This is a genomic window from Lentzea kentuckyensis (assembly GCF_002150765.1).
Classification (GTDB): Bacteria; Actinomycetota; Actinomycetes; order Mycobacteriales; family Pseudonocardiaceae; genus Lentzea; species Lentzea kentuckyensis.
Window position 1 is genome coordinate 20,151 of the sequence record NZ_MUYM01000139.1, and the last position, 12,671, is coordinate 32,821.

At 67.1% G+C, this 12,671-nt stretch carries 9 protein-coding genes; 3 read left to right on the forward strand and 6 right to left on the reverse strand.

The genetic code is table 11. The features are described from left to right. Positions 1-14: 14 nt before the first annotated feature. The 3 genes from B0F77_RS42845 to B0F77_RS42855 are packed head-to-tail and all read right to left on the reverse strand — an operon-like array spanning position 15 to position 3,726. Complete coding sequence (locus B0F77_RS42845; RefSeq protein ID WP_086668815.1) at positions 15-1,232, reverse strand: vWA domain-containing protein; 1,218 nt, start codon at positions 1,230-1,232, stop codon at positions 15-17. Next, positions 1,229-2,431, reverse strand: coding sequence for an AAA family ATPase (locus tag B0F77_RS42850; RefSeq protein ID WP_086668841.1), 1,203 nt, complete (start codon positions 2,429-2,431; stop codon positions 1,229-1,231). Before B0F77_RS42850 ends, B0F77_RS42845 begins: the two co-directional genes overlap by 4 nt. An 8-nt stretch (positions 2,432-2,439) precedes the next feature. After that, positions 2,440-3,726 carry a hypothetical protein gene (locus tag B0F77_RS42855; RefSeq protein ID WP_086668842.1) on the reverse strand — a complete coding sequence of 429 codons (1,287 nt, stop codon included), beginning with the start codon at positions 3,724-3,726 and terminating at the stop codon, positions 2,440-2,442. 230 nt (positions 3,727-3,956) lie between these two features. On the opposite strand from B0F77_RS42855, the gene B0F77_RS42860 reads away from it, so the two are divergent. Further along, entirely contained in the window at positions 3,957-6,047 is a 2,091-nt protein-coding gene (locus B0F77_RS42860; protein ID WP_158102988.1) for a tetratricopeptide repeat protein, read from the forward strand. On the opposite strand, the gene B0F77_RS42865 is transcribed toward B0F77_RS42860, so the two are convergent. Beyond that, the gene (locus tag B0F77_RS42865; RefSeq protein ID WP_143467217.1) at positions 6,024-6,266 is read right to left on the reverse strand and encodes a hypothetical protein; all 243 of its coding nucleotides are present in this window, start codon (positions 6,264-6,266) and stop codon (positions 6,024-6,026) included. The genes B0F77_RS42860 and B0F77_RS42865 overlap by 24 nt on opposite strands. Beyond that, the gene (locus tag B0F77_RS42870) at positions 6,263-7,453 is read right to left on the reverse strand and encodes a hypothetical protein (protein WP_086668818.1); all 1,191 of its coding nucleotides are present in this window, start codon (positions 7,451-7,453) and stop codon (positions 6,263-6,265) included. The genes B0F77_RS42865 and B0F77_RS42870 overlap by 4 nt, the downstream gene beginning before the upstream one ends. A 211-nt stretch (positions 7,454-7,664) precedes the next feature. Between B0F77_RS42870 and B0F77_RS42875 the strand changes: the two genes are divergently transcribed. Together B0F77_RS42875 and B0F77_RS42880 are read left to right on the forward strand one after the other, a co-directional pair. Then, positions 7,665-10,646 (forward strand): AfsR/SARP family transcriptional regulator, encoded by a 2,982-nt coding sequence (locus B0F77_RS42875; protein WP_086668819.1) that lies wholly within the window; start codon positions 7,665-7,667, stop codon positions 10,644-10,646. Positions 10,647-11,189: 543 nt separating this feature from the next. Then, positions 11,190-12,044, forward strand: a complete 855-nt coding sequence (locus B0F77_RS42880; protein WP_086668820.1) for an alpha/beta fold hydrolase — start codon at positions 11,190-11,192, stop codon at positions 12,042-12,044. Positions 12,045-12,051: 7 nt separating this feature from the next. Here B0F77_RS42880 and B0F77_RS42885 read toward each other — a convergent pair whose 3' ends face one another. Further along, positions 12,052-12,624, reverse strand: coding sequence for a TetR/AcrR family transcriptional regulator (locus B0F77_RS42885; protein ID WP_086668821.1), 573 nt, complete (start codon positions 12,622-12,624; stop codon positions 12,052-12,054). Positions 12,625-12,671 lie beyond the last annotated feature (47 nt).

The window sequence follows — 12,671 nt, forward strand, 5'->3', positions numbered from 1 at the left end:
CATCCCGGCGTTGATCACGACCCGATGGCGACCACCCGCGCCCACGCTGGTGGCGTGTCCGGCACGTAGTCGGGATTGTTCTCACCCGATCGGCGCGGCCGGGAGAACAGACCCACCACCGCCCGGCAGGGTGGCCGCGCATCGGGCCAGGGCGTCTGGCCGTCGGTCAACACGACGACGACGTCGGGCCGGGGATTGGCGCGCAACGCCTTGGCGAAGCCGGCGCGCAGATCCGTGCCGCCACCGCCCACCAGCGGGATGCCTTCCGCCTGGCACAACGGATGTGTGACGTGAGCGGCGGCGTCGCACGACAGCACCGAGACGAGATCACGCCGGCCCCCGACAGCGCGGACGATCGCGGCGATCTCGATGAGCGCGCTGCCCAGTTCGGCGTCGCTCACCGACCCGGAGGTGTCGACGATGACGACGGTGCGCGGCGGCCGGCGCCGCAGGCTCGGCAGGACCACCCCTGGCAGTCCGGCCGACCTGCGCGCGGGCCGTCCGTAGGTGTAGTCCTCGCTCACCCCGGAGCTGGAAACTGCCGAGCGGACCGCCGCTCCCAGCAGCTCCCGCCACGGTTGCGGCGGGTGGAACGCCTCGTCCGCCCACCGTCGCCAGCCCTTCGGGACGTCGCCAGGGTTGCCGGTGATGCCCTGCGCCACCCGGAACCGGACGGCGTCCCGTTCCTGCTCGGTCAGCCCGTGCGCGCCGTCGGGGCCGAGGTCCCATTCACGCCCCAGCCCGTCGGCGCCGCTGCCGCAGTCCAGCCAGCCGAACGCGTCGGTGTACGGCCCGAGCCGGAACTGGCGCAGGTAGTCCTCCATCAGCTGCCCGGCGTCCAGCCTGAGCAGCGATGGTTGGACGGCGCCCGCAGGGGTCACCAACCCCTCGCCGAACACGTCGTCGTTGATCTCGCAGTCCGCTGCGATGTTCATCCGCAGCCGCTCGCCCCGTCCGGTCAGCTCGTGCTTCGCCGCGAACCGGTCGCTGCGTCCGTGGTGATCGCGGAGCAGGTGCGAGACCTCGTGCACCCAGACCGCGGCCAGTTCCTCCAACGGAGTGCGGTCCACGAACGCCGCAGACACGTAGCAACGCCAGTGCCGGTCCACGGCCATCGTCGGCACCTGCCGCGATTCCACTGTGTGCAAGGCGAACAACGCCGTCGCGAGATACGGCCGGCTCCGGACCGCGTGCAACCGGGCCGCGAACAGCTTCTCCTCGTCGAGGCTCATCTGCCCGCACTCGTGCCGGCCACGGCGCGATCCGCCCGCCGCGACACCGACACCGCCCCGGCCAGCCGCTTGATCGCGGCGGGCACCTGCCAGTCGTCGCGGCGCAGCGCGGCGAGGGTGGACGCCGGTACGACCACGAGATCCGGGGCACCGGTTTCCAGAGCCAGCACCAGCAACGACCACGCCGCGTCCCAGCGGGACTGCTCCGGCCGCTTGCGCACCGCCGCCACCACGCCGTCGAGCACCACCTGGCGCAGGTCGCCGCGTTCGGGCAGAACGGCCGCCGCCGGGTCCGCGAGCAGCACCTCGGGGTCCGGCAGATCCATCCGGTCCATGCTGGACAACAACTCGAGCCCCGGACCGTCACCCACCGTGCCCCGCACCAGCATCGACAGCACCTCCCGCGAGGCGTCCGCCGCGGTCGCGAAAGCGGTCAGCCGCAGCGCCATCTCCCAACTGCGTGGTGAGGGCCAAGGACCGCCGCGGCGAGCTTCGTTCTTCGGCAGTTGATGCACGAGTCCTGGCCGAACCGCCAGGAGTCCGCACACGGCCCGGCGGGCGAACGCCACCGCGTCGGCCAGCCGTCCCGCGGCCAGCCGTGGCAACGTCGCCGTCGGCCACGTCCCACCGAGCCCGCGCACCACGACGTCGTGGTCGTAAGTCCACTGCAGGTGGACGAACCGGTTGGCCAGCGGCGGGCTCAGCTCCCAGCCGTCGGCGGCGGAGGAGCGCGGGTTGGCGGCGGCCACGATCCGCACCCCCGGCGGCAACCGCAGTGCGCCGATCCGACGTTCCAGCACGACGCGCAGCAGTGCGGCCTGAACCGCCGGAGGAGCGGTGGACAACTCGTCCAGGAACAGGAGTCCGCGACCTGCCCGGACCAGGCGCACGGCCCAGTCGGGCGGGGCCATCGGAACGCCCTGGGTAGCGGGATCATCGCCGACCACCGGCAGTCCGGCGAAGTCGGAGGGTTCGTGCACGCTCGCGATCACCGTGGTCAACGGCAGTTCGAGCGCCTCGGCGAGTTGGTTCAGGGCCGCGGTCTTACCGATCCCCGGTTCGCCCCACAACAACACCGGGAGGTCGGCGGACACGGCCAGCGTCAGGGCCTCCAACTGCATGTCGGCACGTGGCTCGGTGGTGGTGTTCTGCAGCAGGGCAAGCAATTCCGCGGCAGCGTCCAGCGCGGTACCAGGCATGTCTTCGATCACCTTTTGGTCAAGTAGGGGCCCCGGCGGGCGCGACGACGTGAGTCCCGAACAGCCGGAGCCGGACCAGTTCCGACGAGTCCGGCGCGGTACAGCCCGTGCACCACCTGGCGTTCCACCGCCGTTTCCAACTCATCGCGCAACGCCCCACTGCGCAGCAGCACGTCCGGCCCGAGCAGGCCTTCGACGACGGCGAGAGCAGCGGCGGTGTCGCCGTGGTCCAGATAGGCACGAACGTCCACAAGGCTTTCCGGGCGCCTGTGTGCCGCGTCGATAGCTTGCAGGCAAGGCAAAGGAGTACCGCCCAACGCGCCCAGCAGCTCCTCGCGGCGGATCTCGTCGGCGTCGTGGTCCAGCGGGACGAGCACCCCGTCCACCACACCGATCCGGTGCGTGACACCACGACACTCCACGAGCCGCGAATTCCCTGAACTGTCAGGACTTCGCGACTTGCCGGCTCGACGTTCGAGCAGCAGCGCCGACGCGACGAGCGGGTGCAACCGATCAGCGTCGATCAACCCGGCGTGCAGCAGCTCCAAGTCCGGCAACACCCAGGTCGCCGCGTCAGGCAGCACCGGCAACGCACTGACATGCCCTCTGGGCACCTCACCCAGGTTCAGCACGAGCCGGCGCCGGGAACCGAGCCGCACGGTGACGGCATCCTCCGCCCGTTCGTCCGCGCGGAGCAGCAGCGCCGCCTCACCCGCCCACCGGTGCACGGCGCAGCTGTTGTGCGGCCCGGAATTCTCGCCAGAGAGCCACTGCGCGGCACCAGCCCGTTCCCGCAGCTCAGCGGTCCGGCGCGCGTCCCACAGGTGCCGGTGCAGATCGAGACGAAACCGCCGGTCAGGCCGAGGATGAGGATGCGCGCCCGCCGACCACGACGGCTCCCAGAGCGCGAGACTGATCCGCTGCCCGGCATCCGCCCAAGCGGGCGGTGTGCGCGCCACGAGATGTGTCGCGGGTGGGTACCGCGCGAGGGAAACGGTGAGGCCCGGCCGCAACAGGCCGTCCGGCCCGGTCCGCGGAAAGTGCCAGCGCAGCAGGTCAGGAGCCAAATGCCGTAGATCGGTACGGACCTGTGCCGCGAACTGCCGGCCATGGCTGCGACCCACCGCGCGCAGGTTCAGATCAACGTCGACACGTGCGGCCGCGCAGGCCCCGGACCAGTCGCCCACGGCACGGCGGGCGGTCGCGGACTCGATCATCGACGGCGGCACGGCGAACTCGCGCACGCGCGCCCACAAGGAAAGGCGGGAGTTCTCGTTCACGCTCAAGGGGTGCATCAGCACTCACCTTTGGTGAACGGGACCCCCGATCTGCTCAAGTTGGTGATCATCGCTCCGAGCGTACCGAGACGGGCAAGAGATTTCGCGGCGCACAAGGAAACCCGGCTTCGTGTTGGTCGTCACGGGTGGTTCTGGGCAGCGGTGAGCACAAAACGCCGTACGGTCGTCATGTTGCGCAGGTGCGAGTGCACAGCGGGGGTGCCATGGGCGCGGGCGTACACAACGAGATGTCAGGCTCGGTTCAGGGGGGTGCGGTACAGGCTGGCGCCATCCACGGCGACGTCCACTTCCACTCGGACGCCACCACGGTGCCGGTTCCGCAGCAGCTGCTCCCGGCACCGGCGCACTTCACCGATCGTGCGTCGGATCTGGCGGAGCTCGACACGATGCTCGTGCCGGGTGAGCGGATGCTCGCCGTGCTGGCCGGGCCGGGTGGCATCGGCAAGACGGCGCTCGCGATCCAGTGGGCACACCGGATGCACGACCGTTTCCCCGACGGGCAGATCTACGTGGACCTCGGTGGGTTCAGCGGCGAAACTCCGATGAGTTCGGAAGAGGCGCTCGGGCTCTTCCTGCGCAGTCTCGGCGTCGCACCGCAGCGGGTCCCCGCGGACCTCGCCGAGCAGTCGGCGCTGTACCGCTCGCTCACTGCGGGCAAGTCGCTCCTCGTCCTCCTCGACAACGCGGGTGCGGCGACGCAAGTGCGCCCGTTGCTGCCGAACTCGTCCTCCAGCGCCGTTGTCGTGACGAGCCGCGCCCGCCTGACCGATCTGGTGGTCGACGGGGGCCGGTTGCTGGACATCCGGCCGCTCATGGCTTCGTCGGCGGTGACGTTGCTGGCGAAGACGCTGGGTGGCAACCGGATCGCGGACGAACAGGATTCCGCGGAAGCCCTGGTCGACCTGTGCGGCGGCCTGCCGATCGCGGTGCGGGTCGCGGCGGCACGCCTCGCCGCGCGGCCGAAGTGGTCGGTGGGGCGGGTGGTCTCCGAACTGGCTGACGAGCAGTTGCGGCTGGCGATGTTGTCACCGTCGCGGGAACTCTCGGTCCAGACGACGTTCGACCTGTCGTACCGCGCGTTGAACGAGCGAACCGCCGTCGTGTACCGCCGGCTGGCGTTGCATCCGGGCCAGACGTTCGGGCCGGCGGTGGCGGCGTCGTTGCTCGGTCATGGACTTGCCGAGGCCCGCAGTCTCGTCGAGGAACTGGTCGACAGCAGCCTGCTCGAAGAGGTCGGGGAGGACCGCTACCGGTTCCACGACCTGTTGAAGCTCCATGCCAGGCAACAAGCCGGCAAGCAGGACCAGCGCGAGGACACGGACGCCGCACTGCGGCACGTGCTCGAGTGGTACCTGGCAGGTGCGATGGTGGCGGACAAGATCGTGACGCCGCACCGGCGCCGGCTGGACTACGCCTTCCGGGCCAACCCGACCGAGCAGCCGCGGTTCGCCGATCGGGACGAAGCTCTCTCCTGGCTGGAACTGGAGCGCGCGAACCTCATCAAGGCGGGGCAGGTGAGCCTGACCAGGGGATGGCCGGACCTTGCCTGGCAACTCTCGGACGTGCTGTGGCCCTTGTTGTTGCACCGCAAGCACTATCACGACAGGGTCGAGATCGACCTGCGAGGCGTCGAGGCCGCCCGCCGGTGGGGGAACGCGTTCGCCGAAGCCGACATGCTGAAGCGACTTGGTCGCGTCTGCACGACGCTCGGCAGGTATCGCGAGGCAGAGGAGCACCTGCGCGGTTCGGTGGCGATCGCGGCAGCCGGTGGCGACCAGCGTGGCGTTGCCGACGCGCGTGAAGGATTGGCACTGCTCTACGCGGACACCGATCGAGTGGCCGAAGCAGCCGCGGAGTTCACGGAACTGGTGGCGCTCAACCGTGCGTTGAGCGCGGACAGGAGTCTCGCACTCAGCTTGATCCATCTCGGCACGGCTTTGAGCCGCATCGGTCGCAACGCCGAGGCCCTGACGCACCTGTCCGAGTCGAGGGTCATCTTCGACCGCCTGCCCGAGCCGGATCCGTACAACAGCGGGCGGGTGCTCGTGGCCCAGGCGTGGGTGCACTGTCGCGCGCAGGACTTCGTGCGCGCGGAAGAAGTGGCTGAAGAGGCACTGGGTGTGATGCGCTACGTCGGTTCGCACGAGGGGCTTGCCCACGCGCACGAAGTGATCGCGGAAGTCGCGCGACATCGCGGTGACACCGTGAACGCGGTGGACCACCTGCAGCAGGCGGTCCACCTTCTCATCTCCCTGGGATCCTCCAGGGCGAGGGTCGTGTCCGATCGTCTGCGTTCATGGGCCGGCGACGACTTCTAACCGCCCGCAGGGGCTTTCTGTTCCGGCTGCCCGATGCCGCGCGCACCACACGGGCAAACCGTTGCGGACGAGCAGGTTCAGATTGAGGCCGGTGCTGAACCACGTGTGCAGCGAGATCGTCACCGACTCGGCGAGCTCGTCCCACGTGACGCAGTCCATCAGCGGCCTGTCGAGGGACAGGTCCAGCGTCCGGCCGTCCTCGGCCACCGCCATCATCATCGGCACTCCTCTGGTGTGATCGTCACTGGTGGCGGCGCACGGTGTTTGCCCTGCACCGGAACGCCCAGGAGCCGGTACATGGCCTCCTTGATCAGGGAGGTCGAGCGGCCGGGCCGCGATGTCAGTCGCTCCACGACCCTGTCCCGCAGCTGTTCCGATCGTGCGCGCGCCTCGTCGAACATGCCGGGCAGGGAGGAATCGTGGCTGTAGATCACGGCGTTGTGCCGCAGGAGGTCCTGTGGTGATCCGCTCGCGGTCACGGCCTGCAGCCCCGGATCCACCAACAGGACCGGCTTCCCGATCGCGGAGGAGTACACCGCGACCGAACCGTGGTCGCCGATGACGAGGTCGGCGGCGACCACGGCAGCCCGCCAGTCGATGTGCGGACCGATCATGACGAGTCCGGCGTCCACGCAGTCGGCGAGCCATGACCTGATCTGGCGCGGCGCGTGGCCGAACCACACAGCCGGATGCATCAGCGCGGCAACGCGGTACCGAGAAGGCAGCTCCTCGAGCAAGCGGGGGAAGAGATCGGCGAACCGCCCGAACAGCGACTGCCCTCCCCAGGTCGAGCTGACCACGACGAGGTCCTGCCCCTCCCGGATGCCCAGGTCCGCCCGGTAGCGGTCGCGGTGCGGCAGGCTCGCGATCATCCGGTCGTAGCCGGGATCGCCTGCGACGACCGCGACGTCGACAGCCGGCGGACACTGGTCGCGAAGCACCTTCAGCTGGTCCTCGTGCGACAACATGATGGCGTCAGGAAGAACCCGGCCGTTGTGGATCAACCGTTGCGCGTCCAGGCCGTAGACGGCGGATGTGCCCGCGTGCGTCTTGCCGAAGCCGGCGCCGTGCGGCACCACGAGCAGCGGCGCGTGCAGGTGCTGGAGCCCTCCGTACCCCGCCGCGACCGCGAGGTCGAACCGCTCGCGGATCACCTGTTCCCACGGCAGGACAAGACCTCCGGTGCTGCGCAGGAAGTCGTCGACGCCGTTGCTGAACACGTCAGGCGCCCTGCTGAAGGCCACCTGCACCCTGGAGTCCCGTTCCACCAGCTCGATCAGCTCCAGCAGCCTCTGGCCACTGGTGACCGTGTGCACGACGACCAGCACGTTCAGCAGGCCGTGCCGTGTCACCCACTGGTGCGCGTCCAGCCCGACCGGCACCTGTAACCAATCCGCACCCGTCATGAAGCCCCCTTGAACAGCAGTCATCCCCGTTGACATCAAGGATGCGGATCGCACTTGTCAGTCGACTTGCTGCGAACTTGCCCCTCCATATGCCTGCTCCCCGCCTCACCGATTCGGAGCAATTGCGAACATTTGCCCTGCTGAAAATCCGGCACAAAGGGCACACTGGAACGCCTGGAGTGCAGGTGGACCAGCGAGGGGTGAGACGCTGGTGGAATTCAAGATCCTCGGGAAGACATCCTTGCTGACGGGTGACGACAGCATCCACCTCGGCACGGCGAAACAACGTGGCGTTTTGGCTTTGCTGCTCCACGACGTCGGTCGTCCCGTGTCCATAGACCTGATCATCAGCGAACTGTGGCTCGGAGAGACTCTGGCGGTCTCAAAAGGACGACTTCATCCCATCATAAGCAGGCTGCGCAAGGTCCTCGCCGAGTCCGGTTCCGGAGGTCAGCTGTACAAGGAAGGCGCTGCTTACCGGCTTGAACTCGATCCGATGCTGGTCGACCTCCACCGCTTCCGGCAATTGGTGACAAAAGCTAGACAAGCTTCCGGAAACGATGACCACTTTTTGTCTAAAACTCTGATTCAGGAAGCACTGGAATTGTGGCAGGGCAAGGCGCTCGCCGATCTCACCGGAACCTGGTCGGATCACTGCCGTGCCCAGATGGAGCAATTCGACCGCCTGCCCGCCTACTACGTGTTGTTCGACAGTCAGCTGCAGTTGGGCGAATACGGCGAAGTGATGAGTGCCGTCGGCCGTTTGGTGTACGAGCACGACACTGAGGAGATGTTCGCCCGCCACTACATGCGGTCGCTCGACGGTATGGGCAAGTACTCGAAAGCACTGGAGTTCTACGCCGACTTCTGCTCCCACCTGGAATACGCGATCGGAGCCGAGCCGGGTCCGGAAATGCGTTCGCTCTACCGGGCCGTCCTCCAGAAACAGGCGGGCACCGCGATCGTCAGCAAGATCGTCCCGGAGCCACCGCAGCAACTCGAGAGGGACATCCACAACTTCACCGGCCGCAAGCAACTCCTCGTCCGGCTGGATGCCCTGCTCGCGACAGCGCAGGGCCAGGTCGTCGCATTGCACGGCATGCCGGCCGCGGGCAAGACGAGTCTCGCAACCCGATGGGCCCACAACCGGAAGTCCCGCTTCCCGGACGGTCAGCTGTTCGTCAACCTGAGCGGCCACGGCCCCACCTCACCCATGGCGCCAGACGACGCGATAGCCATCCTGTTGGCGTCGCTGGGCATCCCGCTCGACAAGCTGACCGTCGACGAACGGCGTGTCCGGCTGCGCAGGTCGCTGAGCGGCAAGAAGATCATTTTGATCCTCGACAACGCTCGCGACACCGCTCAGGTCCGCCCGATCCTCGCCGCGACGGTCGACTGCTGTTGCATCGTGACCAGCCGGGTGGAGCTCAAAGGGCTCACCATCCGCGACGGCGTGCAGACGGTGGAGGTTCCGCCGCTGACGCCGGACGAGTCCACCGGTCTGCTGCTGGCCGAACTGGAGGGAAGAGGCCGGTCGAGCGAGGACGAAGGACTGGCCGCGCTGGTCCGGCTCGCGCAAGGGCTTCCGCTCTGTCTGCGGATCATCGCTCAGCACGCCGTCGACCGGCCCTACACCTCACTGCTCGACCTGGCGCACGAGTTGCGGCAGCACGAGGGCCTGGGCCTGTTGGACTCCGCGGACAGCGATGACGAGTACACGACGCTGTCCACCGCGTTCTCCTGGTCCTACGGAGCGTTGCCGGCCGCCGTCGCGCTGAGCTTCCGCCGCCTGGGCCTGCATCCGGGCCCCGAGTTCGACACGTCGGCCGCCTGCGCCGTCCTGGGTGACGACAAGTCTGTGGTCGTCGAACACCTGAGGATCCTGGTGAAGGCGAACCTGGTCCGGCAGATCTCGGCCAGCAGGTACCGGCTGCACGACCTCCTCTACGGCTACGCCGCCGACCTGGCGCGCCGCGAGGAAGCTGCCAGCGAGCGAGAATTGGTTCTCCGCAGACTCTTTGATTGGTACTTGGTATCTACGTGGAACGCGGCGCAGTGCGTCACGCCTGGGCGGAGCGCCGTACCCATGTTGGAAGGAATTTCCTGGCGCGGCGCGCTGGAGTTCGAGACGGTGGATGCCGCCCTTGATTGGTTTGCTCGCGAGCAGACCAATCTCGCTTCTGCTGTTTCCCATGCGGCTCGACAGGGATTTCATCAGCATGTCTGGCGTCTAGCCGCGAACATGAATGAAACCTATGATCGTCTCGGGTTCTACACGGACATGAGGCTCAGTCACGAGATCGCATTGTCTTCGACGCGTGAGGTGGGCCACAAAGAAGGTGAGTGCGGCACGCTCATCAACCTTGGTGTCATGTTGTACAAGCTTGGCCGATACGACGAGGCGCGACAGCTGCTGTCCGCCGCCGCGGCGCTCGCCGACGAACTCGGACACCGCGAACTGAGTGTCGTGAGCAGGCAGAACCTGGGAAGCGTGCACCTCAAGATCGGCCAGGCTCGTATCGCCGTCGCGATTTACGAGAAGGTACTCGAACTTCTCGGGGGGATGGGTGCCCGAATCATCGAGGCGTGCGCCCTGGATCAACTCGCGAATGCGCATCACCAAATGGAGCTTGATGATATCGCGTTAGATTACCACGAGCAGGCGCTGGTAATCCGGGAGGAAGTCGGTGACACCCGCGGGCAGGGTGCAACTCTCACGGAACTGGCCAAGATATACCACGAACACGGGGAAAGTGACGATGCGCTGAGATGCAGTGAGCGGGCTCTGGAGGCTCATCTGCGCAGCGGCGACAGGTCGGGTATGGGCGAGGCATTTCTCGTGATGTCCGAAACTCTCTACGACCGCGGTTGTTTCGTGCAGTCTGCTGACGCTGCGGAAAAAGCGACCAGCCTTTGCCATCGTCCCAATGCCCAAGCCCGTGCGTGGCACGTGCTTGGCCACGTCCGTGCGGTCGAGAACGACCTCGGCTCGGCGGAGAGTTGCTGGAGTCAGGCCGTTGACCTGCTCCTCAGTGCACCTGATCATGGTGATGACCACCTGCTGGCGCATCTGAGGGGACACAGTGACGCGCAGAGGTTCATCCCGGATCCCCGGACCGAAGGCGTGATTACGTCGAGCGAGTCCGATTTATCCGTGCGTAACCAACCCGGTAGTGATCACTCGATCGAGTGAACGCGGGCACTGATTTGCCGTATGGTGACCGGTTGAGTGTGCAGACCCTAGCGTTTCAGGCACCCCAAGGGCTTGTCCGCCACTCATGAGTGTTATGTTGTCGATCATGCTAAAACTTGCGGCGGCGGCCGCTCTGGCTATGACTATGGTTCTGGCTCCGGTGTCATTGCGGCCGGATTGGGCGGGCATCATTTACGGATCGCCTGCCGCCATCTCGCAGGTATTTCAGGCCTGAGGCTCGCCTTCGGTCGAGCGGGCTCGATTGAGACGCTCGGATGGCACTCGTCGTGCCATCGCAAAAGAACTCACTCGTTCTTTTGGGGAAGACAAATTCGGTTCCGAACGAGGATCTGACCAGTTGCTCCCTGGGCGGCCGCCTGTGGCGGCCGCCCAGTGCTGTACGGGTCGGCTGTCGTCCGGGTCACCTTGCGACTCGGTCAGCCGGCACTTGCGCTCCGATTGAATTATGGTCATACTTCAATCGGGACGCAGGCCGCCGCAGCAGTCGCTGAGCGCGGAACCCGACACGCGGAAGGAACCGCCATGAGCGACACGCAGGAAGCAGGACTGTCCTATCGGGACTCGCAGACCCGCACCATCTCAGCGGGCGGGGTGGACTTCGCCTACCGCGAGCTGGGCCCGAAGACCGGGGTTCCGGTGGTCTTCCTGACCCATCTGGCCGCGGTCCTGGACAACTGGGACCCGAGGGTGGTCGACGGTGTCGCCGCGGAGCGCCGGGTCATCACGTTCGACAATCGCGGCGTGGGTGCGTCCACCGGCTCGACGCCGGACACCATCGAGGCGATGGCCGCGGACGCCGTGACGTTCATCAGGGCGTTGGGGCTGACCGAGGTCGACCTGCTCGGCTTCTCGATGGGCGGCATGATCGCCCAGGTGATCGCGCGGGACGAGCCGCAGCTCGTGCGCAGGATGATCATCGCCGGTACGGGGCCCGCCGGCGGCGAGGGCATCGAGAACGTCACCAGGCTTTCGCACCTGGACACCGTCCGAGGGTTGCTCACGCTTCAGGATCCGAAGCAGTTCCTCTTCTTCACCAGGACCCCGAACGGGCGCAGGGCGGGCAAGGAATTCCTGGCACGAATCAAGGAACGCACCGGCAACCGGGACAGGCCGATCTCCCTCAAGTCCTACTTCACCCAGCTCAAGGCCATCCACCGGTGGGGTCTGGCGCGTCCGGCCGACCTGTCGGTGATCCACCAGCCGGTGCTCGTCGCCAACGGCGAGAGCGACAGGATGGTGCCGACGAAGAACTCGGTCGACCTGGCGCGCCGCCTGCCGAACAGCGAGCTGGTGATCTACCCCGACGCCGGCCACGGCGGCATCTTCCAGTATCACGACCAGTTCGTCGCCAAGGCTCGCGAGTTCCTCGCCCGCTAGCCGGGCGTCAGCCCATGAACGTGAGGGCGTTCTGGACGCCCTCCTCGAGAACCCGGTCGGCGAAAGCCGGATCGGACAGGGCGCGGGACAGCTGGAGTGTCCCCACCATCATGGTGAAGAGCCCGATCGCCTTGCCTCGTGCGGATTCTGGATCAGTGGGAGCCAACCGGGTGGCGATCTCGTCCACAATGGACCGTGCTCCGTCGGTGTAGGCGTGCCTGGTCTCGTTCGCGCAGCGCCCCAGCTCCTCGAGCAGGGCGGCGGAGGGGCATCCCACACCGGGCTGGTCCCGGTGCTCGGGTGTGAGGTATGCGCGGATGAACTCTTCCAGGCCCGCACGGCCGGGCCGCAACTCGCTGAACGTCGTGGCCTGTGCCTTGAGTTGATCGGCGACGACGCTGGCGACAAGGTCCTCTTTGGACTCGAAGTGGGCGTAGAACGCGCCGTTGGTCAGCCCCGCGTCGGCCATCAGCGTGGCGACACCGGAACCGTCGATGCCGTCCTGCTTGAACCGGCGCCCGGCCGCCTCGATGATCCGCTGCCGCGTCACCTGCTTGTGTTCCTTGCCGTAGCGCGCCACAGGGCGCCTCCCTTCACTCCCCGTTCCAGCCTAATCCATGACCTGAC